A 21340-nucleotide genomic window follows, 5' to 3' on the forward strand; every position below is an offset into this window, starting at 1 on the left:
TTCAGCGCTTCAGCCGCGCTTCGATTTCCCGGTCGAGGGCGAATTTCAGCTCGTCCTTGACGCCGGCGGACATGGCCAGGACCTCGCGGGCCTTGAGAAAATCCATGACGCCGGTGCGGCCGACGGCCGGGCGCAGGAAGATATGCGGCTGGCAGAGCTTCAGCTTCAGCGTGATCGCCGTCTGCATCATCAGCTGGCCGGAGCCGAAGATGCTCTCCATGCGGTTCGGAATATGGGTGCCGTCGCCTTCCGGCGCGCCGACGACATCGATGCCGACGACGATATCGGCAAGATCCATCAGCGGTTCATAGGGCACCGGATTGCTGATACCGCCGTCGATCATCACCCGGCCGCGCAGGCGCACCGGCATGAAGACGGCAGGGATAGCGGAAGAAGCGGCAAGCGCCGGAAACAGCTCGCCTTCTTCGATGATGACTTCGTTCTGCCCGTAATAATCCGTGGTGATGACCTTCATCGGCACCAGCAGATCCTCGAAGCGGGCCGGCAACTCGGCCGGCAGAAAGGCTTTCAGGATCCGCTCCAGATTGAACTGGCCGATGCGGATGCCCTTGGCCACCGCATCGCGCACCGTCGCCGGCCGCAGGCCCCAGATGCGGGCGACGACCGCCGTCTTGTTGCCGACGGTCGTCAGCGCATGTTCGCGGATTTCGGCCCCCGACATGCCGGCAGCCATGCCGGCCCCCATGATCGCGCCCATCGACGAACCCGATATCGCCACCGGGCGGATGCCGAGTTCGTCGAGCGTCTCGATGATATGGATGTGGGCAAGTCCGCGCGCGCCACCGCCGCCGAAAGCGACGGCGACCGTCGGAAGGTCGCTGATCGCAGGCAGTTTCGGGCTGATAATCTCTGCCTGCTGCACGCCCGCCCCCGCTTATTGCGGCTGATACCGGAAGAAATGCACCCTCGTATCGCCAAAGATGCGGCTTTCCAGGAAAACATAAGAAGGATGCACGGAAACGACAATATCGGCGCGTTCTTCGAGCACCGCGATCGCGCCGGGCCTGAGCCAGCCGCCCTGGGCGGCCGCCGCCATCGCCTTTTCGCCGAGGCCCTTGCCATAGGGCGGGTCGGCAAACAGCACATCGAAAGCTTCGAGATTGCCGACGCTGCCGAGATCGGTCGCATCGCGGCGCAGGATGCGGGTGCGGCCGTGCAGGCCGAGCGCATCGATGTTTTCCCAGAGCAGCGCCCTGCCCTCGACGCTGTTTTCGACGAAGAGCGCATGACGACAGCCGCGCGACACGGCTTCGAGGCCGACGGCGCCGGTTCCGGCAAAAAGGTCGAGAATCCGGGTGCCATCGACGCACTCAGGATAGGCATGGCTCAATATATTGAACAGGCTCTCGCGCGTCCGGTCGGCAGTCGGCCGGATCTCGTTGGATTTTGGCACGGCGAGAGGCCGTCCGCGAAATTCACCGCCGACGATCCGCACCGCGCGTCATTCCCTTTCCTTTTCCACCACCTCTGGACGGCCCGCCCGCGGGCCTGTCGCCGCCCGGTCTGTCGCCGCCTGATTTGGCGTCCTTCGGCTTACCGGAAAAATTCTTGGCCGCGCCCGGCTTGGCGCCAAAGCCCTTGCCGCGCGGCTTATCGCCCGAAGGCCGGCCGCCCGCAGATTTGTCGCCGAAGGATTTCTCGCCACGCGGACGCTCGGAGCGGCCTTCGCCGGCAAAACTTCTGGCTGCGCGCGGACGTTCATCACCGTCGTCGCGCGGCCTGCGTTGACCCCGCGGCTTATCGCCGAAGGAGCGGTCGCCACGCGAAGGACGATCCCCGAAAGGCCGGTCACCGCGCGGACGCTCCGAACGGGCCTCACCGGTGGAGGATCTGGCGGCACGAGGGCGTTCGTCACCATCGCCACGCGGTTTGCGATCCCCGCGCGGCTTGTCGCCGAAGGGCCGGTCGCCACGCGAGGGACGATCACCGAAAGGCCGATCGCCGCGCGGACGCTCGGGACGGCCTTCACCGGCAGAGCTTCTGCTACGCGGACGTTCGTCACCCCCTTCACGGGGTCTGCGGTCGCCGCGGGCCGCGCGGTCACCAAAACCGCGCTCTTCACGGCCCGGACGATCCCCGAACGGACGCTTGCGGCCGCGGCCTTCGCCTTCATCCTTGCGATTGGGCTGCTCGCTCGAGCGGATCCATTCGCCGTCCTCTTCGCGCACCCGATTGATCTGTGTGCGCGGGCGATCCTCGATATGGTGGGAACCGGTGCTTTTTGCCGGCACCTGCTCGCCGCGCCGGCGCGCGGTCTGCTCATTCTTGGCAGCTTTCGCCGCAGCTTTTTCGCCGAGCGGCCGGGCGCCCGGCGCCATCCAGACATTGGCGCTGCGGCGCTGGCCGAGCGGCTGGGGACGTTTCGGCTTGTCGTCGTCGAAGCGGCCGCCATCGCGGCGGTCGTCATCTCTACGCCCGCCACCGCGGCGATCGTCGCGCTTGGTATCGAGGCGGCTCAGCGCCCGTTCGCGCTTGTCCTCGTCGCGGCGCGGACGCTGCTCGCGCCTTTCCGGTACTGGGGCTTCAGCCTCTTCCTCGGCGGCAACCGCCGGCGCGTTATAGATCGGCGCATCGAAATTCGCCTTGGCTTCCTCGATCAGGCGCGGGCCGAGCTGGTCGCGAAGCGTGCGGCCGCGCACTTCGATGACATGGCCTTCCGGTAAGTCGCCGAGCTGGAACGGGCCGTAGGAGATGCGGATCAGACGATTGACGTCGAGGCCGAGCGCGCCCATCACGTTCTTGATTTCGCGGTTCTTGCCTTCGCGAAGACCCATGGTGATCCAGACGTTCGAGCCCTGCGTGCGGTCGAGCGTCGCCTCGATCGAACCGTAGAGCACGCCGTCGACGGCAATGCCGTCCTTCAGCTTGTCGAGAGCGTCCTGATCGATGTCGCCATGGGCGCGGACACGGTAGCGGCGCAGCCAGCCGGTCGCCGGCAGCTCGAGCGCACGGGCAAGACCGCCGTCATTGGTCAGCAGCAGCAGGCCTTCGGTGTTGATATCGAGACGGCCGATCGACATGACGCGCGGCAGTTCTTCCGGCAGGTTGTCGAAGACGGTCGCGCGGCCTTCCGGATCGGCATTGGTGGTCACCAGCCCGGCCGGCTTGTGATAGAGCCACAGCCTGGTGCGCTCAATGCCGCGGATCGGCACGCCGTCGACCTCGATGCGATCGGCCAGCGTGACGTTGACGACCGGAGTGTCGAGAACCGCGCCGTTCAGCGTCACGCGGCCTTCCATGATCATGCGCTCGATGTCGCGGCGGGAGGCGACGCCGGCGCGCGCCATCACCTTGGAAATGCGTTCGGCCTTGGCCTCGCCTTCGGTCTCGGCCGCGATCGCAGCCTTTGCCGGCTTCACGCCGCCCGACTTCGCGCCGGCCTTCGGCCTGTCGTCGCGTGAAAAGGGCTTTGCGCCCGGGCGTTTTGGCTTGTCTTTGGGTGTCATTTGTTGTTTGCCTGCCTTTTGGGCCTGTCTATCAGGTCACGCATCTGCGGTTAAGTGGAAATTCGTGCGATCGTGAAGACAAATCGTTTCATGGAAATGGCGCTCGAAGAGGCGCGTGCCGCCGGAGAACGCGGCGAGGTGCCGATCGGCGCCGTCGTAGTCATCGACGATATCGCCGTTTCACGCTCGGGAAACCGCACACGCGAGCTCAATGACGTGACCGCACATGCCGAAATCGCCGCAATCCGGCTGGCCTGCGAAGCGCTCGGACAGGAGCGCCTTGTTGGCGCCGATCTCTATGTGACGCTCGAGCCTTGCACCATGTGCGCGGCAGCCATCTCGTTTGCGCGTATCCGCAGGCTCTATTACGGCGCCGAAGACCCGAAGGGCGGCGGCGTCGACAATGGCGTGCGATTTTACGCGCAGCCGACCTGTCACCACGCCCCGGAGGTCTATTCCGGCTTCAACGAGGTGCAATCGGCGGAGATAATGCGGACGTTTTTTTCGCAGAAAAGAGAAGTGCCGTAGCCTGAGGCGCGTCGCCATCTTCGACTGTCGCGCTCGTAACTGCCCCTCACCCTAACCCTTGCCGGGTCGAGCCATGGGTCTCGACCCGTCCTGCGGACCCCCGTAAACGGGGCGAGGGGACGTGCCCTGCGAGATGGTGGCGAGGGACGGAGAGGTTGCGGCATATCCCCTTCGCCCCGCAAGCGGGGAGAAGGTGCCGGCAGGCGGATGAGGGGCTGGCCTCGCCGGTCTCCTGGGGCGGCGCCTCAGCGGCTAGACAAGCCGCTATTGCAGGAAGTTCCACCACTGCTTGCCGCTATTGGCGATCGCCGCGTCCTTCTTGCGCTTCTTCTGCTTCTTCAGCTCGGGCTCGCCGACATCGTCGAGCTTTGCCGGGTCGTCGACGGTGCGGTAGCCGGGCGGCGGGTCGGAAATATAACGGCGCTGATCGACGTAGGAGCCCTTCTGCAGGGCGCGGGCTTCGCGATAGGCCTTGGTCTGGGCTTCCGTCGTGCGCCGGCCGCCTTCGATGGCGGAGCTTGCCAGCGGCGAGCGGTAGTTCGGATTGTCGGAATTGGCGTCGGCCTCGGAAACCAGGCGGGCGCGGGTTTCCTCGGGCGATTCAATCCATTGCGGATTGTCCTTGTTGGCGACCGTCGGCTGCGGCGCCACAAGGGTCTCCCTCTGCGCCTGGGCCGGCAGCACGAGCGTCGGGCGCGGCGTGTACTTGACACCCTTGTTCTTCGGGTCGGGCCCGGTCAGCGACACGGACTGGCCGAGGTCGTCGGTCAGCTGCTCCATGGCTGTTTTGTCGGTGCCGTAGGTCGGGCTGCTGGCGCAGCTGGACACCAGGGAGCATCCCGCCATGACAACAGACAGGCAGGCGCCCATACGGAACCAATGCGTTGCGAACATGAAAACCCTTCCAGCCACCGGTGCAATCGTTGCCCAACCGGACAACCGTCCCCCTGACGCAAAAATCCGGCCATTTTCAGGCAGCTTTTACCGGATGAACCGCGAAAGCGCAATTCACCCGGCAATATTCTTCACTTGTGCAGCGCAAGCTCGCGAAGGGCGGCAGCGTCACGGGCCGAGACATCGGGATATTCGGGATCGGAACCGACATCCCTGGTGATGCGCCAGGAGCGGGCGCATTTCTCGCCCTCGGCAAGCTTCGGCACGACGCTGACCAAGGGCACCTCGGCAAGGCGGAAAGCCTCCGCCGGGCCTTCGCCGGCCGCAATCTCGATGGCCGAGGTGATGCAGACTTCGGTGAAGTCCTGCCCCTCGAGCGCCTTGATGAGCTCCGGATCGGCGATGTGGACGACGGGAGCAGCTTCCAGCGAGGAGCCGATGCGCTTGTCCTTGCGCTCGATTTCCAGAGCGCCGGTGACGACCGAGCGGACGGCGCGGATCTTCTTCCACTTCTCGGCCAGGGCATCGTTGCGCCATTCCTTGGCAACCGGGGCAAACTGCTCCAGATGCACGGAAACGGCGGCGGGGTTGCGCGACAGCCAGGCTTCCTCGGTGGTGAAGGGCAGCATCGGGGCAAGCCAGGTCACCATGCAGTCGAAGATCCGGCGGATGACGTGCAGGCTGGCGCGCCGGCGCAGGCTCGACGGCGCGTCGCAATAGAGCGCGTCCTTGCGAACATCGAAATAGAAGGCCGAAAGCTCGACATTGGCGAAATCGATCAGCGCGCGGGCGATCTTCTTGAAGTCGAAGGCATCGTAATTCTCGCGCACCAGCTCGTCGAGTTCGGCAAGCCGGTGCAGCATCAGCTGCTCCAGCTCCGGAAGATCGGCAAAGGCGATCTCCTCACCCTTGTCATGAGCAAGCGTGCCGAGCATCCAGCGGATGGTGTTGCGGAGCTTGCGATAGGCGTCGACATTGGTCTGGATGATCGTCTTGCCGACGCGCAGGTCGTCGGCATAATCCGAGGTCATCACCCAGAGGCGCAGGATGTCGGCGCCGGCATCCTTCATCACTTCCTGCGGCGCGGTGACGTTGCCCTTCGACTTCGACATCTTCTCGCCCTTCTCGTCCATGGTGAAGCCATGGGTGAGGACGGCGTTGTAAGGCGCGCGGCCGCGGGTGGCAGCCGATTCCAGGAGCGAGGAATGGAACCAGCCGCGATGCTGGTCGGAGCCTTCGAGATAAAGATCGGCCGGCCACTTCAGGTCAGGGCGGTCTTCGAGCGTGAAGGTGTGCGTCGAGCCGGAATCGAACCAGACGTCGAGGATATCCATGACCTGCTTCCAGCGGGAATGGTCATGATCGTTGCCGAGGAAACGTTCCTTGGCGCCATCGGCGAACCAGGCGTCGGCGCCCTCCTGTTCGAAGGCTTCGAGGATGCGGGCGTTGACGGCGTCATCGACCAGGACCTCGCCCTCATCGTCGGCAAAGACGGCGATCGGCACGCCCCATGCTCTTTGACGGGAAAGAACCCAGTCCGGGCGGCCCTCGATCATGGCGCGCAAGCGGTTCTGGCCGGCGGCGGGCACGAAGCGCGTGTCGTCGATCGCACCCAGCGCGCGCGAACGCAGCGTCGTGCCGTCGGCAAGGGTCTTGTCCATATAGACGAACCATTGCGGCGTGTTGCGGAAGATCACCGGCTTCTTCGAGCGCCAGGAATGCGGATACTGATGTTTCAGCCGGCCGCGGGCAAAGAGCGCGCCGCGGGCGATCAGCGCCTTGATGACGCGGTCGTTGGCATCGCCCTTCTTGCCGTTGTCGTCGATGACGCGGGCGCCCTCGAAGCCGGGGGCGTCCGACGTGTAGAAGCCGCCGTCATCGACCGGGAACGGGATTTTGGAGTCGATGCCACGCGCCTCAAGCGTGCGGACGGCCGACATCCAGGCATCGAAGTCTTCGCGGCCGTGGCTGGGTGCCGTGTGCACGAAACCGGTACCGGCATCGTCGGTGACGTGATCGCCATCGAGCAATGGCACGGCGAATTCATAGCCGCCGTCCAGACCCTTGAAGGGATGCGCGCAGGCCATCGCTGCGAAGTCGGCCGCAGAGACATCGCTCAGGCGCTTGTACTGCAGCTTTGACTTGGCGAAGGATTCCTCAGCCAGTTTGTCGGCAAAGATCAGCTTTTCGCCGGGACGCGGACCAAAATCGTTCTCGGCAGCCGTTACCTCGTAGAGACCGTAGGAGACACGCGCGGAAAAGGAGACCGCGCGGTTGCCGGGGATCGTCCAGGGCGTCGTCGTCCAGATGACCACGAAGGCATCTTTCAACGCAGCCGGGCCCTCGACGACGGGGAATTTCACCCAGATCGTGTCGCTCTCGTAGTCCTGATACTCGACTTCGGCCTCGGCCAGTGCCGTGCGCTCGACGACCGACCACATGATCGGCTTGGAGCCGCGATAAAGCTGGCCGCTGGCGGCGATCTTCAAAAGTTCGCCGGCGATGCGCGATTCCGCGTGGAAGTTCATCGTCGTGTAGGGATTGTCGAAGTCGCCCTCGATGCCGAGACGCTTGAACTCTTCCGCCTGGGTCTTGATCCAGCCGGTGGCGAATTCACGGCATTCCCGGCGGAATTCGTTGACCGGGACCTCGTCCTTGTTCCTGCCCTTCTCGCGATACTTCTCTTCGATCTTCCATTCGATCGGCAGGCCGTGGCAATCCCAGCCGGGCACGTAATTGGCGTCGTAGCCGCGCATCTGGAACGAGCGGTTGATGACGTCCTTGAGGATCTTGTTCAGCGCGTGGCCGATATGGATGTTGCCGTTGGCATAGGGCGGGCCGTCATGCAGCACGAACTTTTCGCGGCCGGCGGCCGAGGCGCGCAGTTTCTTGTAGAGCCCCATCTCCTGCCAGCGCTTGACGAGCTCCGGCTCCTTTTGCGGCAGGCCGGCGCGCATCGGGAAATCGGTTTCGGGCAAATAGAGGGTTTTCGAATAGTCGATCTTTTCGGCGGTGTCGGTCATATCGGGACAATCGTTTCTGGCGGCCCAGGAAGGGGCGCAACGGCGTGAAAAAGCTGGTGACGGAAGCGCTCGTAAGCAAGCGCCAAAAACCCGGACCTCCCGGCCGCTTAGCGCGCGCGGAAGGCCGGGCCGATAATTCGCATCGTCATCGCCAGCCGAAATTTCGTCATAGCGCCGGTTCATAGGCGTTTTTGCCCGGAAAAGGAAGAGCAGAATTCGTGGGGCCGCAATCGGCACCGATGGCTGGAATTGCCGGCGATTGACCTCTCAAGAAAGTGGAGAGGCTGGAAAACCCTTGTCGCCTGCAGTATGATCTGACTATCTGACCAGCAGGCGGAGACGCATGAAAAAAATCACGAAACAAAGCTGGAAGCTCGAAGAGGCGAAAGCGCGGTTCAGCGAGGTGGTTCGCCGGGCCCACAGCGAAGGACCGCAGCGGGTGACGGTTCGCGGCCGCGACAGCGTCGTTGTCATCAGCGTCGAAGAGCTCGACCGGCTGACCAAGGCCGAACCGAAAATGCCTTTCGTCACTTTCATGGAGAGCCTCGATCTCAAGGATCTCGATCTCGAGCGGGAGGCCGATTATGGACGGGATGCCGAGCTGTGATCGGCTGGCTGCTGGATACGAATGTCATATCGGCGCTGATCAATCCGAACGGCGCCCCCTCCGTCAAATCCTGGGCTGCGGCTCAAGACGAAGAGCGGATGTTCATCAGCATCCTCACGCTGGCGGAATATGACAAGGGCATCGAGAACCTGCCCGAGGATGACCAGAACCGCTATCGGTATGTTGCTGCACGCGATGCGCTGGAAGAGAGGTTTTCTCGACGCGTTCTTTCGCTCAGCGACGCAACCGTCAGACATTGGGGCGTCATTTCGGGACGCGTGAAGCTGCGGACCGGGCATGCGCCGTCGGTGGTCGACACGATGCTCGCTGCCACCGCCATCGAGCACAATCTCTATCTGGTGACGCGAAACGTCAGGGATACGCGCTTCTCCGGCGCCGATGTCTTCGATCCGTGGACGAGCGATCCCGCTCAATTTCCCTTGAGCCGGAGATAGCCGATCACAGCCACGCTGACGGCGACCTCAGGAAAAACAAAGCTTCCGGTCGAGTTCGCCGAGCGGCGCCACACCCGACAGCAGCGTCCTCGCCTCCTCCTCGTCGCGCTTGATCTGGGCGACGAGCGGATCGAGGCCGTCGAATTTCAGCTCGGGCCTGAGATAACCGAAGAAGGAGACGGCGCAGCGCTGGCCGTAGAGATCGCCGCTGAAATCGAAAAGATAGGTTTCGAGCAGCGGCGCACCGTTTTCCGTCACCGTCGGGCGGCGGCCGTAGCTCGCGACGGCGTCGTGCAGCGTGCCCTCCTGGCGGCGGAAGCGGACGGCGTAGATGCCGGCGGCGAGTTCCACCTCCGGCGGCAGGCGCATGTTGGCAGTGGGAAAGCCGAGCTGCCGGCCGAGCTTCTCGCCGTCGATCACCTCGGCCTCGACCGTATAGCGGTAGCCGAGCATGCCGGCGACTTCGCTGACGCTGCCTTCCTTCAACAGCGCGCGGATATGGCTCGAAGAGACGACATCGGCGTTTTCGTCGCGGAAGGCATCGATCAGGGTGACGCCGAAACCATAGGTCTGGCCGGCATTCATCAGGAAGGCCGGACCGCCCTCGCGGCCGCGGCCGAAATGGAAGTCGAAGCCGGTGACGACCTCGGAGGCCCCGAGCCAGTCCTTGAGGATCGAATGGATGAAATCATCGGCCGAGCGCTGCGAGAACTCGTAATCGAAGGGATATTCGATGACCGCGTTGAAGCCCAGCGTTTCCAGGATGCGGGCCTTCAGCGGCGCGGGCGTCAGGCGGAAGACCGGGGTCTCGGGCCGGAAGACCGTGCGCGGATGCGGCTCGAAGGTCAGCACCAACGCGGGGATGCCGCGCGCCTTGGAGATTTCGAGCGCGCGGCTGAGCACCGACTGGTGGCCCCGATGCACGCCGTCGAAATTGCCGATGGCGATGACGCCGCCCTTGAGATGGGCGGGCAAGGGTTCCCGGGTTTCATTGCGGTGGAAGACGGTCATCGGCTGGCTTCTCTTTATGCGAGGCGTGGCATCCACCACTTCGGCGCGGCTTTTTCCCGATCGAGATAGGCGTTGAGGATCGCCTCGTCGGTCTCGCCGTTCAAGGTGTATTCCTTGGCGTGGATACCGCCGCTGATGTAAAGAAGGTCGAGGCCGTAATTCAAGGCGCCGCGCACATCGGTCGGCATGCCGTCGCCGATTGCCAGCACCCGCTCGGTGGGGAAATCGCCGCGAAGCTCGCGGGCCGCGGCGAGCGTCGCCTCATAGATCGGCCGGTGTGGCTTGCCGGCGATGCGGGTTTTGCCACCGAGCTGCTCGTAATAGGCGGCCATGGCGCCGGCGCAGGGGATGATGCGATGGCCGCGCTCGACGACGAGGTCGGGGTTGGCGCAGATCATCGGCACCTCGCGGGATTTGAATTCCAGAAGCATGTCGGTGTAATCTTCCGGCTTCTCGGTCTCGTCGTCGAAAAAGCCGGTGCAGACGAGCGATTGCGCTTCGCCTGATGGCACCCGCTCGACGCCGATGCCTTCGAGAAGCGCCTTGTCGCGCTCGGGGCCGAGCAGAAAGACCGTCTTCGGCCCTTCGGCGATCAGCCGGCGCGTGACGTCGCCTGAGGTGACGATACGGTCATAGGCGCTGTCGGGAACGCCGATCTGACGCAATTGCTCGACCACCTGCCAGGAAAGACGCGGCGAATTGGTGATCAGGACGACGGCGACGCCGCTTGCGCGCGCCGCTTCAAGGGCAGCAGCGGCCTTCGGAAACGGCTCGACGCCGTTGTGAACGACGCCCCAGACATCGCAGAGCACCACGTCATAATGACCTGTTATCTCCGAGAAGTTTTCTATCCGCCTGGCCATTCCGATTTCCCGATTTGCTTCAGTCACCGGTGACATTGCAAAGGCGCAAGGCGATGGCAAGGCATTTTCTTCGCGGCCGGCCCGTGGCAGCGGGTTTCGGCGGCAATCTCAGCAATTCTCCGGCCTCTTCACAATTCCGGCACAAAAATTCGTGATTGCTCTCATTGACTCCTCTTGGAGCCATCCCTAAATGCTCGTCGCTAGCACTCGCCGCAAGGGAGTGCTAACATCTATCCATGTGGGCCGCTCCGGCCCGCGAATGTCATTCGATCGAGGGATTAGACAATGGCAAGCACCAACTTCCGCCCCCTTCACGACCGCGTCGTTGTTCGCCGCGTTGAGTCCGAAGCCAAGACCAAGGGTGGCATCATCATTCCCGATACCGCCAAGGAAAAGCCGCAGGAAGGCGAAATCGTCGCCGTCGGTTCCGGCGCTCGTGACGAGTCCGGCAAGGTCGTCGCACTCGACGTCAAGGCTGGCGACCGCATCCTGTTCGGCAAGTGGTCCGGCACCGAAGTCAAGATCGACGGCGAAGACCTTCTGATCATGAAGGAAGCCGACATTATGGGCATCATCGGCTGATCAGCCGCTGGCCTTTCCGACGTAGCCGACGGGTCCCAAAACCCGGACACTCGAATTGAGGAGTTTCAATCATGGCATCTAAAGAAATCAAGTTTGGTCGTACCGCGCGCGAAAAGATGCTGCGTGGCGTCGACATTCTCGCCGATGCAGTCAAGGTAACGCTCGGCCCGAAGGGCCGTAACGTCATCATCGACAAGTCCTTCGGCGCTCCGCGCATCACCAAGGACGGCGTTTCCGTCGCCAAGGAAATCGAACTCGAAGACAAGTTCGAAAACATGGGCGCCCAGATGGTCCGCGAAGTTGCTTCGAAGACCAACGACATCGCCGGCGACGGCACCACGACTGCAACCGTTCTTGCCCAGGCGATCGTTCGCGAAGGCAACAAGGCCGTTGCAGCCGGCATGAACCCGATGGACCTGAAGCGCGGTATCGACCTCGCTGTCGCTGACGTCGTGAAGGATCTCCAGGCCAAGGCCAAGAAGATCTCCACCTCTGAAGAAGTTGCACAGGTCGGCACGATCTCGGCAAACGGCGACAAGCAGGTCGGTCTCGACATTGCTGAAGCCATGCAGAAGGTCGGCAACGAAGGCGTCATCACGGTTGAAGAAGCCAAGACCGCCGAAACCGAACTCGAAGTCGTCGAAGGCATGCAGTTCGACCGCGGCTACCTCAGCCCCTACTTCGTGACCAACCCGGAAAAGATGATCGCCGACCTCGAAGACGTCTTCATTCTCCTTCACGAGAAGAAGCTCTCGAACCTTCAGTCGATGCTTCCGGTTCTCGAAGCTGTCGTCCAGACCGGCAAGCCGCTCCTGATCATCGCTGAAGACGTCGAAGGCGAAGCTCTTGCTACGCTCGTCGTCAACAAGCTGCGCGGCGGTCTCAAGATCGCTGCCGTCAAGGCTCCTGGCTTCGGCGACCGCCGCAAGGCCATGCTCGAAGACATCGCCATCCTGACCGGCGGCACCGTGATCTCCGAAGACCTCGGCATCAAGCTCGAGAGCGTCACGCTCGACATGCTCGGCCGTGCGAAGAAGGTTTCGATCTCCAAGGAAAACACCACGATCGTCGACGGTTCGGGCGCCAAGTCCGACATCGAAGGCCGTGTTGCCCAGATCAAGGCCCAGATCGAAGAAACCACCTCCGACTACGACCGCGAGAAGCTGCAGGAACGCCTTGCCAAGCTCGCTGGCGGCGTTGCCGTCATCCGCGTCGGCGGCTCGACTGAAGTCGAAGTGAAGGAAAAGAAGGACCGCATCGACGACGCCCTCAATGCGACGCGCGCTGCCGTTCAGGAAGGCATCGTCCCCGGCGGCGGTATCGCTCTGCTGCGCTCCTCCACGAAGATCACCGTCAAGGGTGCAAACGACGACCAGGAAGCCGGCATCAACATCGTTCGCCGCGCCCTGCAGTCGCTGGTTCGCCAGATCGCTGAAAACGCAGGCGACGAAGCCTCGATCGTTGTCGGCAAGGTCTTGGACAAGAATGAAGACAACTACGGCTACAACGCCCAGACGTCCGAATTCGGCGACATGATCTCCATGGGTATCGTCGACCCGCTCAAGGTCGTTCGCACCGCGCTGCAGAACGCTGCTTCTGTCGCATCGCTGCTGATCACCACCGAAGCCATGATCGCCGAACTGCCGAAGAAGGATGCCCCTGCCGGCATGCCTGGCGGCATGGGCGGCATGGGCGGAATGGACATGATGTGATAGGTGAAAGGCCTTTCACAGCATCGTTCATGAATCCGCCCATCATCTAAGATGGTTCAGCGCGTCAAGCGCGCTGAACTGGCGGAATGGACATGATGTGATAGGCCAAAGCCGTGACTGACATCCATTCCGGCATCCGGAATAGGAAGGGCGGCCCTCGGGTCGCCCTTTTCTTTTGCGCTCAAAGCGATTCGGTCCGTTGCGCGCAATTTTATGGCGCGTTGCCGGCTCCTGCCCCGGAAGCTTGCGCGAAGCTTGCCTTGCCGCGCTTTTTCGGGCCGCCGGTCTCCGCGGGAAGTTGCATCGTTGCGGCACCATTCCCCCCCTCATATCGCGCGGAACCGCATCCAAAACCCGCAAAATTGATGTGTCGGCGCGGCTTTCCCGCTGGATAATGCGAGAATGGCGGCATCCCAGGAAAAACTCCGATCCGAACACCCCTTAAAAAGCCGTTGCCGTTTGTTCAAAAGCTCCTATAAATCCGCGCTGCAATTGAAGCGCGCCTACTAAACGGGCGCGAAAGACAATCCTTGACGTTCCGCGGGCCCGATGGCCGTGGCAACGATTGCCTGCAAAAGCACGGGCATCATGCCTGCTGCTGCGTGATCCTGTTTTTGTGTTTACCGAGCGTGCGGCGGAGGAGCTGCATGCAAACGGGGGAACGCCTTGTTTAAGATCGCCAAAGCCAATGCAGCCGTACCTTTGACACCCGGCTCGCTGGAGCACCACAATCAAAATGACGAGATGGTGGCTCAGTTTTCGATTTCCGAAACCTGGACCGGAGATTTGTCGAGCGGCATGCTCCGCCTCGGCGAATGGAGCGCGATGCTGCACGGCCTTTCCGCACGGGACTGCGGGCTCTTGAGCCTGATCCGCTGCTATGACAGCAAGGACCGCGCCCATGTCCTGGAGCTGTTCGAGCAGGCGGCCACGCTCTGCTCCTCCTTCTGTTTTTCGACGACGATCATCATGCCGAACGGCCTGCGCCAGCCGCTCTTCTGCATGGGCGAGTCGAACGGGCTCGAGGAAAAGTACAGCGGCAGCATGGTCGGCGTCTTTATCTTTCCGCGCTTCAAGCTTGAGGGTGCACGCCAGGTCACAAGCCGGCTATAGAGGCTGGAACTGCCCCTCACCCTAACCCTCTCCCCGTTTTACAGGGAGGGGACGTGCCCTGCGAGAGGTTTGTGGGGAACGGAGAGCTTGCGGCTAGCTTCCTTCGCCCCGTTTACGGGGAGAAGGTGGCGGCAGCCGGATGAGGGGCCGGCATCGGCGATCTCCTGGCGGTCAGCTATTCGGGCTTGACCGGAATGTTCAGCCCCGTCTGGCTGGCCGGGCGGGCGATGCAGCGCTGCAGCCAGTCCATGACGGCGGGGAATTTTGCATAGTCGAGAAGCTCGCGGCCGCCATAGAAGATGTCGGCGCCGCGAACCCAGGTGAAGGTGGTGATGTCGGCAATCGTATATTGATCGCCCATGATCCACTGCCGGCCCTTCAGCCGGTCGTCGAGCACGCCGAGCAGCCGCTTGGATTCATCGCGATAGCGATCCACCGGATAGGAATTGTTGGCGACCTTGTCGGCGGCGAATTTGTGGAAATGTCCGAACTGGCCGAACATCGGGCCGATGCCGGCCATCTGGAAGAACACCCATTGAATGCATTCGTAGCGGCCGGCGGCATCCTCAGGAATGAGCCTGCCGGTCTTTTCCGCGAGATAAAGCAGGATGGCGCCGGATTCGAAAAGGCCGATCGGCTTCCCGCCCGGGCCGTTCGGATCGATGATCGCCGGAATGCGGCCGTTCGGGTTGAGAGATTCGAATTCCGGCGATTTCTGCTCGTTGGCGGCGAAGGAAATATAGTGCGGCTCATAGGCGAGCCCGAGCTCTTCGAGCGCGACGGACACTTTCAAGCCGTTCGGCGTCTGCAGAGAGTAGAGCTGGATGATGTCGGAATTTCTAGCCGGCCAGCGCGCCGTGATCGGAAATGCGGACAGATCTGCCATCGGATTCTCCTTGTTATCAGCCGACCATAAGAGACCGGGCGCGCCAAAGGCAAGCGGCGGCCGGCAGCGCATCGTTCCATATTATTGAACGAACTGTCCGCATCTGTTTATCTTTCCATAACGCGGGAAAAGAGCGACATAGGAGGCATCCGAGGTCCACACGGTGCCGGGGCACCAAGATCTCCAGAGCCATTCAACGGAGGCAGCATCCATGTCGAACGCCATTATCCTGATTGCCCGCATTCTTCTTTCCTTCATGTTCATCCTTTCCGGCTTCATGAAGCTCACCGATCCTGCCGGTACTGCGGGCATGATCGCTGGTGCCGGCCTGCCGGCAGCAACCCTGTTGGCCTATGTCGCAGGTCTTTTCGAACTGCTGGCCGGCCTTGCGGTTCTCACAGGTTTCCAGGTGCGCATCGCCGGCTGGCTGCTCGCCGCCTTCTGTGTCTTCACGGGCGTTGCCTTCCACCTGCCCTACGCAAGCGGCACGGAACTCGTGAACATTCTCAATCAGATCATGGTCATGAAGAACATCACGCTGGCCGGCGCGTACATTCTGCTCGCCACCGTCGGTGCCGGTGCCTATTCGATTGACGCCCGCCGCGGCGCCTATGCGGCCGCCTGATCCAGCAGACATCCTCCCAAACATGCAAAACCCGCCGTCTTCCGACGGCGGGTTTTTGCTTGTGGCCTGATGGCCGAAATCAGAGGGCGGCGCGCACCGCTTCGATAATCGCCTGCACGACGGGTTCGTCGGCATGGCTCTCCTTGCGGGCGCGCACCAGGCAGGCCTGCGAATGCAGGATGACGCCGTCCTGGAGCACCTTCAGATGGTTGGCACGCAGGGTCGAGCCGGTGGAGGTGATGTCGACGATGATATCGGCCGAGCCGGAGGCCGGCGCCCCCTCGGTGGCGCCGAGGCTCTCGACGATGCGATAGAGCTGGATGCCGTGCTGGCTCGAAAAGAACTGCTGAGTCAGCCGCCAATATTTGGTGGCGATGGCGAGGCGCCGGCCGTGCCGGGCGCGGAAATCGGCGGCGACGTCGCCGAGATCGGCCATGGTCTCGACATCCAGCCAGATCTCCGGCACGGCGACGACGACATCGGCATGGCCGAAACCGAGGCGGGCGCAGAATTCGACGCGCTTGTCGACCTCGGCAAAACCTTCCCGCATCAGATCCTCGCCGGTGACGCCGAAATCGACGGTGCCGTTGCCGAGTTCCCGGGAAATCTCGGAAGCCGAAAGGAAGGCCACCTCGACATCGTCCCAGCCTTCAACGCGGCCGCGATAGGAGCGGTCGTTGCCGACGGCCGTGATCGTCATGCCGGCCCGCTCGAAGATCGCCGAAGCGTCGTCCTTCATCCGGCCTTTGGAAGGAAGCGCGATGGTGATGGTCATGCGGCTGCCCTTTCGGTTTCGATGCGGTCGAGCCAGAAGGAGAAGCCGACGGCCGGAATGCGGTCGGTTGCGCCGAGGAAAGTCAGGAGCTTATCGAAGCGGCCGCCGCCGGCCAGAACCGCGCTCGAGCCCTCCGCCGTCACCTCGAAGACGAGACCGGTGTAATAATCGAGCGGCCGGCCGAAGGCGGCGCGATAATCCAGGCAGGACAGATCGACGCCGGCATCAGCAAGGGCGCCGACGCGACCGTTGAAACGGGAGAGTGCATTGCCGAGCTTCAGGCCGGCAGCATCGGCAAAACCAGCGAGCGCCGCCGACGCGTTGACGAGCGGCACGTGCAGCGACAGGAACTCTTCCAGCACATGGAAGGCCGCATCGTCGAGACGCGTCTCGGACAGGATGAGCTTTTCCTTGAGCCGCCGGGCAATCTCCAGCGGCGAGCGGCTGGCATTGGTGGAATAACCCGTCGCCTGCATTTCTTGCTCAAGATGGGCGACCAGCGCCTGCTCGTCGCCTAAGGCAACAAGCCTCGCGATATCGTCGTCGAGGCCGGTGACGAATTGCGGGCTGACCAGGCCGGCCAGCAGCGCTTCCAGCTGCGTCATGTTGCCGAAGGCATGGATCAGACGCTTCTGCCAGCCGAGCGGCAGGCCGAGCGCCTGGACGACCGCTTCGAACACCGCCTGGTCGCCCAGCGTCACCGACAGGCGCCGGCCGGGCAGCAGGCGCGCAAGAATGGCGGTGGCGTCACCGATGGCGCGGGCGTCGGCGCTCGGTATGTTGATATCGCCGAGATCCTCTATGCCTGCCTGATAGAATTCGTTGGCGCCGTCGCGGCGCTGGCGGAAGACTTCGCCGAGATAGGCATAACGCTTCGGCGTGCCGGTCGCCGTCTCGATGTGGCGCAGACAGACGGGGATGGTGAACTCAGGACGCAGGCAGAGGCTGGCGCCGGTTTCGCTCTCGGTCATGAAGATGCGCCGGCGCAGATCCTCGCCGGCGATATCGAGAAACGGCTCGGCCGGCTGAATCACCGGCGTATCGATGCGCTCGGCATTGCGGGCGGTAAATTCGGCCAGCAGGTCGGCCGAGAATTCGGGGAGGTTGATCAGGGGCATAGGCTGAACTTCCCTCTTCTCCCCAGCGGGGAGAAGATGCCCGACAGGGCAGATGAGGGGGATGAGGAGTGTAAACGACGAACGTCCTGAGCGGCGAGCGAAGGACAGCTTCTGCCATGCCGCCCCCTCATCCGACCCTTCGGGCCACCTTCTCCCCGAGGGGAGAAGGGGAGATTCTGCTCAAACGTCGTCATCAGTGTCACCGGCTTGGGGCGGGATCATAGGGAACTTCGAGGCCGAGGGCAGCCCTCTTCCGATCCTCAGCCTGCGCCGCAAGGATCTCCCTCACCTTGGCGACCAAGTCGGCTTCCGGCACCGTTTCCTGTGCCACACGCGCTTCGCGCCAGCTGGCATTGTCCTCGATCTCGCCGGAGAGCCGCTTGCCCTCGATCAGATCCTTGATCTGCACCACGCCGGTTGCGCGTTCGTCGCCGCCCTGGATGATGGCGACGGGGCAGCCGCGGCGGTCGGCATATTTCAGCTGGTTACCGAATTTCTTCCAGTTGCCCTGGAACATCTCGGCGCGGATGCCTGCGGCGCGCAGCGCTTGCGTCATCTTCTGATAACGGCCCATCGCCTCGACATCACCGTCCATGACGGTCACCAGCACCGGCTCGATCACGTCGCTCGCGCCGAGCTTGCCGAGGTTCTTCAGCGCCGTCATCAGCCGGGAGACGCCGATCGAAAAGCCCGTCGCCGGCACCGGCTGGCCCATGAAACGGGAGACGAGGCCATCATAACGACCGCCGCCGGCGACCGAGCCGAAGACGACCTTCTCGCCCTTTTCGTTGGTGACGTCGAAGAGAAGCTCGGCCTCATAGACCGGGCCGGTATAATATTCGAGGCCGCGCACGACGGAGGGATCGATCTTGATGCGATCGGAGCCATAGCCGGCGCTCGCAACCAGCGCGCCGATAAAATTCAGTTCTTCGACGCCTTCGCCGCCCTTCGACGTTCCGGCAACGAGTTCGGCGAGTTGGGCAGCACTTTCGGCATAATCCTTGATGCCGACGAAGAACAGCACCTTGTCGATCTGCGCCTGGTCGAGGCCGGCGCCCTTGGTGAAGTCGCCGGATTCATCCTTGCGGCCGGGACCGAGCAGCAGGGCAACGCCCTCAGGCCCGAACTTGTCGAGCTTGTCGATGGCGCGCAGCACGTTCAGCCGCTGGCCGGCCTTGTCGTCGCCGCCGAGGCCGATCGCCTCCAGCACGCCGTCCAGGACCTTGCGGTTGTTGACGCGGATGACATAGTCGCCGCGCTTGATGCCGAGCGCTTCAAGCGTATCGGCCATCATCATGCACATTTCGGCATCGGCCTGAACACCCGGCGCGCCGACGGTATCGGCATCGAACTGCATGAACTGGCGGAAGCGGCCCGGGCCCGGCTTTTCGTTGCGGAAAACGTAGCCGGCGCGATAGGTGCGGTAGGGAAGCTGGATCTCGTTGAAATTCTCGGCGACGTGGCGGGCGAGCGGCGCCGTCAGGTCGTAACGCAGCGACATCCACTGCTCGTCGTCATCCTGCAGCGAGAAGACGCCCTCGTTCGGCCGGTCGCTGTCGGGTAGGAACTTGCCGAGCGCATCGGTATATTCGAACAGCGGCGTTTCCACGGGGTCGAAACCATAATGCTCATAGACTTCCCGGATCTTTGCCGTCATCTCGTTGACGGCGCGGATATCGCCGGCCGTGCGGTCGACGAAGCCGCGCGGCAGGCGGGCCTTGAGCTTTTGCGGTTTCTTCTGCTTGTCGTTCATTTCCGGGAATTCCGCTCACTGTGACAGTGGCGGTGTCCTAGCGGATTGGGCGAAGAGCGGCAAGGGCGAAGGGCCTTGATGTCGCTGCCAGAATCGATTGAACAGGGTATCCATCCGAAACGCGGGATATGCATCATGATCGCTGAAGCGCTTCTTTATGCCGCGACATGGCCGCTGACCGGCAAGGCGCATCGAAAGTTCATCCGCTATTCCGTCAATCTCTGGTCGCGGGCCGGGCGCTGCGCCCGGGATTGGGCCGAACATGAGACGATGAGCCGGAACGCGATCCGCGCGGCGACAGCCGGTCTCAGGCAGAAGCGGACCGCCGTCGTGCTCGGCTCCGGCCTGCTGCGCGACGTGCCGATCGAGGCTTTAGCGCACGAGTTCGACACCGTCGTGCTGGTCGATCTCGTTCATCTCGCCTCGGTGCGCCTATGGCTTGCGGCCAAGGGCTATCGCAATGTCAGGCTGATCGAGCGCGATCTCTCCGGCTATGACGATCTCGCCGCCGGCAGAACGCCCGAACCGCTCGGCTTCCTGCGCACTGTGCCCTATCTCGATTTCGTGGTTTCGGCCAATCTCCTGTCGCAGATCGGCCGCGGCGTGAAACGGCGCTACGAAGCCGAGGCCACCGGAATGCCTGTCGACACGGTGGAAAGACTGATTGCGGCGCATCTGGCCAGGCTTTCGGGGCTCTCCTGCCGCCATTGCCTGGTGAGCGATATCGCCTATGCCGTCATCGACCGCAACGGCCGGACGCATGAAGAGGCCGACCTGCTGCACGGCGTCCCGCCGCCGCCGTCAAAAGCAGCCTGGACATGGCCAGTGGCGCCGCTCGGCGAGGAGAGCCGGGATTACCGGATCGAGCACAAGGTGATGGCCGCCTGGTGACAGGCAATGACGATGCGGTCACCGAATGTTCACGGTCAGCCGGATTGGCTTCCGGCCGGCATTCCCCTATATGAAGGACCATGCGCACGCTCGCCCTCGTCACGATGGTTCTCAGCTGGCTGGTCTACAGCGCCATGTCCGCTTGGGCGGGCTGTCCGACCTGTGCGTCGATGAATGCGCCCGTTGCCGCTGAAGCCACGATGCACCACCAAACGGCCAGCATGCATAGGCCTGATGCGGCGGGCAAGGCCGATCCCGCGAAAGACCCCTGCTCTACCGGCAACGCCGCGCATATACCGCTTTGCAGCGCCTGTCTGCTGCTGCCGACGGCCATCATGGTCGTCGACAGCGCAAAGCCTGTTTTCGCCTATCCTATCCCGGCGCTTGCCCGCGCCCTGGATGACGATCGGCCCGCTCCGCAGGCTCCCCCTCCCCGACTGTCCTGACGCCACGCTTAAATCACGCAGAAACGAGCGGCTTTAGCCGGCCCCAAACCTATTGTCAGACAGAGGAAGGAACTCTCATGTCTCTGAAAATCGTCGCACTCGCCGCAATGCTCGCTATCCCGACCATCCCCGTCCTGGCCGAAGACATGTCCATGGACATGAGCAAGCCGATGGGCAGCCACGATGCATCCAGCCATGCCTTCACCGAGGCGAACGACAAGATGCATAAGGATATGATGATCGAGTATAGCGGCGACGCCGACGCGGATTTCGTCCGCGGCATGATCCCGCACCATCAAGGCGCGATCGACATGGCGAAGATCGAGCTTCAATACGGCAAGGATCCTGATATCCGCAAGCTGGCCGAAGGGGTGATCAAGGCGCAGGAGGCCGAGATCGCCGATATGAACGCCTGGCTCAAGGCCCACGGCAAGTAACCGATCATTGCTGGAGGGGAGCGCCTGATATCAGGCGTTCCCAGAGGCTGCTAACAACCACTGCAACACCCACGACGTCATCCTCGGCCTTGTGCCGAGGATCTGCTGCGATCGAATTAAACGATTGGAAAATATATGTTTTCCCGTCAAACGA

The 21340-nt window shown here is 62.9% G+C and carries 21 protein-coding genes; 10 read left to right on the forward strand and 11 right to left on the reverse strand.

The features are described 5' to 3' along the window. Position 1 precedes the first annotated feature (1 nt). The 3 genes from QMO80_RS08695 to QMO80_RS08705 are packed head-to-tail and all read right to left on the reverse strand — an operon-like array spanning position 2 to position 3467. On the reverse strand, positions 2 to 883 hold the full coding sequence (locus QMO80_RS08695; RefSeq protein ID WP_064836943.1) for a patatin-like phospholipase family protein: 882 nt from the start codon (positions 881 to 883) through the stop codon (positions 2 to 4). A gap of 12 nt (positions 884 to 895) precedes the next feature. After that, entirely contained in the window at positions 896 to 1456 is a 561-nt protein-coding gene (gene rsmD, locus QMO80_RS08700) for a 16S rRNA (guanine(966)-N(2))-methyltransferase RsmD (RefSeq protein WP_283199706.1), read from the reverse strand. Beyond that, the gene (locus QMO80_RS08705; protein ID WP_283199707.1) at positions 1437 to 3467 is read right to left on the reverse strand and encodes a pseudouridine synthase; all 2031 of its coding nucleotides are present in this window, start codon (positions 3465 to 3467) and stop codon (positions 1437 to 1439) included. The genes rsmD and QMO80_RS08705 overlap by 20 nt, the downstream gene beginning before the upstream one ends. 90 nt (positions 3468 to 3557) lie before the next feature. Here QMO80_RS08705 and QMO80_RS08710 point away from each other — a divergent pair, with 90 nt between their 5' ends. Further along, positions 3558 to 3995, forward strand: coding sequence for a nucleoside deaminase (locus tag QMO80_RS08710; RefSeq protein ID WP_283200146.1), 438 nt, complete (start codon positions 3558 to 3560; stop codon positions 3993 to 3995). A gap of 264 nt (positions 3996 to 4259) precedes the next feature. Here QMO80_RS08710 and QMO80_RS08715 read toward each other — a convergent pair whose 3' ends face one another. Together QMO80_RS08715 and ileS are read right to left on the reverse strand one after the other, a co-directional pair. Beyond that, positions 4260 to 4889, reverse strand: coding sequence for a hypothetical protein (locus QMO80_RS08715; RefSeq protein ID WP_283199708.1), 630 nt, complete (start codon positions 4887 to 4889; stop codon positions 4260 to 4262). A 131-nt stretch (positions 4890 to 5020) separates the two neighbouring features. Further along, positions 5021 to 7912, reverse strand: a complete 2892-nt coding sequence (ileS, locus tag QMO80_RS08720) for an isoleucine--tRNA ligase (RefSeq protein ID WP_283199709.1) — start codon at positions 7910 to 7912, stop codon at positions 5021 to 5023. Between the two features lie 343 nt (positions 7913 to 8255). Between ileS and QMO80_RS08725 the strand changes: the two genes are divergently transcribed. Both QMO80_RS08725 and QMO80_RS08730 read left to right on the forward strand, forming a co-directional pair. After that, positions 8256 to 8519, forward strand: a complete 264-nt coding sequence (locus QMO80_RS08725; RefSeq protein WP_283199710.1) for a type II toxin-antitoxin system Phd/YefM family antitoxin — start codon at positions 8256 to 8258, stop codon at positions 8517 to 8519. After that, positions 8516 to 8974, forward strand: coding sequence for a type II toxin-antitoxin system VapC family toxin (locus tag QMO80_RS08730; protein WP_283199711.1), 459 nt, complete (start codon positions 8516 to 8518; stop codon positions 8972 to 8974). The genes QMO80_RS08725 and QMO80_RS08730 overlap by 4 nt, the downstream gene beginning before the upstream one ends. Before the next feature lie 27 nt (positions 8975 to 9001). Here the strand turns inward: QMO80_RS08730 and QMO80_RS08735 are convergent, their stop codons facing one another. Next, the gene (locus tag QMO80_RS08735; RefSeq protein WP_283199712.1) at positions 9002 to 9985 is read right to left on the reverse strand and encodes a bifunctional riboflavin kinase/FAD synthetase; all 984 of its coding nucleotides are present in this window, start codon (positions 9983 to 9985) and stop codon (positions 9002 to 9004) included. Positions 9986 to 9999: 14 nt separating this feature from the next. Further along, positions 10000 to 10848 (reverse strand): TIGR01459 family HAD-type hydrolase, encoded by an 849-nt coding sequence (locus QMO80_RS08740; RefSeq protein WP_283199713.1) that lies wholly within the window; start codon positions 10846 to 10848, stop codon positions 10000 to 10002. 285 nt (positions 10849 to 11133) lie between these two features. Between QMO80_RS08740 and groES the strand changes: the two genes are divergently transcribed. The 3 genes from groES (at position 11134) to QMO80_RS08755 (ending at position 14255) form a co-directional block, all read left to right on the forward strand. Continuing rightward, on the forward strand, positions 11134 to 11430 hold the full coding sequence (gene groES / locus QMO80_RS08745) for a co-chaperone GroES (RefSeq protein WP_003545797.1): 297 nt from the start codon (positions 11134 to 11136) through the stop codon (positions 11428 to 11430). 71 nt (positions 11431 to 11501) lie between these two features. After that, positions 11502 to 13142 (forward strand): chaperonin GroEL, encoded by a 1641-nt coding sequence (gene groL, locus QMO80_RS08750; protein ID WP_097623993.1) that lies wholly within the window; start codon positions 11502 to 11504, stop codon positions 13140 to 13142. Positions 13143 to 13808: 666 nt separating this feature from the next. After that, positions 13809 to 14255, forward strand: a complete 447-nt coding sequence (locus tag QMO80_RS08755; RefSeq protein WP_283199714.1) for a hypothetical protein — start codon at positions 13809 to 13811, stop codon at positions 14253 to 14255. A gap of 175 nt (positions 14256 to 14430) precedes the next feature. On the opposite strand, the gene QMO80_RS08760 is transcribed toward QMO80_RS08755, so the two are convergent. Next, the gene (locus QMO80_RS08760) at positions 14431 to 15141 is read right to left on the reverse strand and encodes a glutathione binding-like protein (RefSeq protein WP_283199715.1); all 711 of its coding nucleotides are present in this window, start codon (positions 15139 to 15141) and stop codon (positions 14431 to 14433) included. A gap of 211 nt (positions 15142 to 15352) precedes the next feature. Here QMO80_RS08760 and QMO80_RS08765 point away from each other — a divergent pair, with 211 nt between their 5' ends. Further along, the gene (locus QMO80_RS08765; protein ID WP_003588305.1) at positions 15353 to 15766 is read left to right on the forward strand and encodes a DoxX family protein; all 414 of its coding nucleotides are present in this window, start codon (positions 15353 to 15355) and stop codon (positions 15764 to 15766) included. Positions 15767 to 15845: 79 nt separating this feature from the next. Here QMO80_RS08765 and hisG read toward each other — a convergent pair whose 3' ends face one another. The 3 genes from hisG to hisS all read right to left on the reverse strand — a co-directional run bounded on the left by hisG (position 15846) and on the right by hisS (position 19412). Beyond that, on the reverse strand, positions 15846 to 16541 hold the full coding sequence (gene hisG, locus QMO80_RS08770) for an ATP phosphoribosyltransferase (RefSeq protein ID WP_283199716.1): 696 nt from the start codon (positions 16539 to 16541) through the stop codon (positions 15846 to 15848). Then, positions 16538 to 17713, reverse strand: coding sequence for an ATP phosphoribosyltransferase regulatory subunit (locus tag QMO80_RS08775; RefSeq protein WP_369685940.1), 1176 nt, complete (start codon positions 17711 to 17713; stop codon positions 16538 to 16540). Before QMO80_RS08775 ends, hisG begins: the two co-directional genes overlap by 4 nt. A 145-nt stretch (positions 17714 to 17858) precedes the next feature. Next, positions 17859 to 19412, reverse strand: coding sequence for a histidine--tRNA ligase (gene hisS, locus QMO80_RS08780; protein WP_283199718.1), 1554 nt, complete (start codon positions 19410 to 19412; stop codon positions 17859 to 17861). A 135-nt stretch (positions 19413 to 19547) separates the two neighbouring features. On the opposite strand from hisS, the gene QMO80_RS08785 reads away from it, so the two are divergent. The 3 genes from QMO80_RS08785 (at position 19548) to QMO80_RS08795 (ending at position 21186) form a co-directional block, all read left to right on the forward strand. Next, positions 19548 to 20303 (forward strand): hypothetical protein, encoded by a 756-nt coding sequence (locus QMO80_RS08785; RefSeq protein ID WP_283199719.1) that lies wholly within the window; start codon positions 19548 to 19550, stop codon positions 20301 to 20303. A gap of 80 nt (positions 20304 to 20383) precedes the next feature. Continuing rightward, positions 20384 to 20749 carry a hypothetical protein gene (locus QMO80_RS08790; RefSeq protein ID WP_283199720.1) on the forward strand — a complete coding sequence of 122 codons (366 nt, stop codon included), beginning with the start codon at positions 20384 to 20386 and terminating at the stop codon, positions 20747 to 20749. A 77-nt stretch (positions 20750 to 20826) separates the two neighbouring features. Then, positions 20827 to 21186, forward strand: coding sequence for a DUF305 domain-containing protein (locus QMO80_RS08795; protein ID WP_283199721.1), 360 nt, complete (start codon positions 20827 to 20829; stop codon positions 21184 to 21186). Positions 21187 to 21340 lie beyond the last annotated feature (154 nt).

The sequence above is a fragment of the Rhizobium sp. BT03 genome, assembly GCF_030053155.1.
GTDB lineage: Bacteria > Pseudomonadota > Alphaproteobacteria > Rhizobiales > Rhizobiaceae > Rhizobium.

Excerpts from the sequence above, each read along its gene's own strand:
- QMO80_RS08725 (WP_283199710.1), top strand. The coding sequence starts at position 8,256 with ATGAAAAAAATCACGAAACAAAGCTGGAAGCTCGAAGAGGCGAAAGCG.
- hisG (WP_283199716.1), bottom strand. The coding sequence starts at position 16,541 with ATGACCATCACCATCGCGCTTCCTTCCAAAGGCCGGATGAAGGACGAC.
- QMO80_RS08790 (WP_283199720.1), top strand. The coding sequence starts at position 20,384 with ATGCGCACGCTCGCCCTCGTCACGATGGTTCTCAGCTGGCTGGTCTAC.
- QMO80_RS08785 (WP_283199719.1), top strand. The coding sequence starts at position 19,548 with ATGATCGCTGAAGCGCTTCTTTATGCCGCGACATGGCCGCTGACCGGC.
- QMO80_RS08795 (WP_283199721.1), top strand. The coding sequence starts at position 20,827 with ATGTCTCTGAAAATCGTCGCACTCGCCGCAATGCTCGCTATCCCGACC.
- ileS (WP_283199709.1), bottom strand. The coding sequence starts at position 7,912 with ATGACCGACACCGCCGAAAAGATCGACTATTCGAAAACCCTCTATTTG.
- hisS (WP_283199718.1), bottom strand. The coding sequence starts at position 19,412 with ATGAACGACAAGCAGAAGAAACCGCAAAAGCTCAAGGCCCGCCTGCCG.
- QMO80_RS08710 (WP_283200146.1), top strand. The coding sequence starts at position 3,558 with ATGGAAATGGCGCTCGAAGAGGCGCGTGCCGCCGGAGAACGCGGCGAG.
- QMO80_RS08740 (WP_283199713.1), bottom strand. The coding sequence starts at position 10,848 with ATGGCCAGGCGGATAGAAAACTTCTCGGAGATAACAGGTCATTATGAC.
- groES (WP_003545797.1), top strand. The coding sequence starts at position 11,134 with ATGGCAAGCACCAACTTCCGCCCCCTTCACGACCGCGTCGTTGTTCGC.
- QMO80_RS08760 (WP_283199715.1), bottom strand. The coding sequence starts at position 15,141 with ATGGCAGATCTGTCCGCATTTCCGATCACGGCGCGCTGGCCGGCTAGA.
- QMO80_RS08765 (WP_003588305.1), top strand. The coding sequence starts at position 15,353 with ATGTCGAACGCCATTATCCTGATTGCCCGCATTCTTCTTTCCTTCATG.
- QMO80_RS08735 (WP_283199712.1), bottom strand. The coding sequence starts at position 9,985 with ATGACCGTCTTCCACCGCAATGAAACCCGGGAACCCTTGCCCGCCCAT.
- QMO80_RS08705 (WP_283199707.1), bottom strand. The coding sequence starts at position 3,467 with ATGACACCCAAAGACAAGCCAAAACGCCCGGGCGCAAAGCCCTTTTCA.
- QMO80_RS08715 (WP_283199708.1), bottom strand. The coding sequence starts at position 4,889 with ATGTTCGCAACGCATTGGTTCCGTATGGGCGCCTGCCTGTCTGTTGTC.
- groL (WP_097623993.1), top strand. The coding sequence starts at position 11,502 with ATGGCATCTAAAGAAATCAAGTTTGGTCGTACCGCGCGCGAAAAGATG.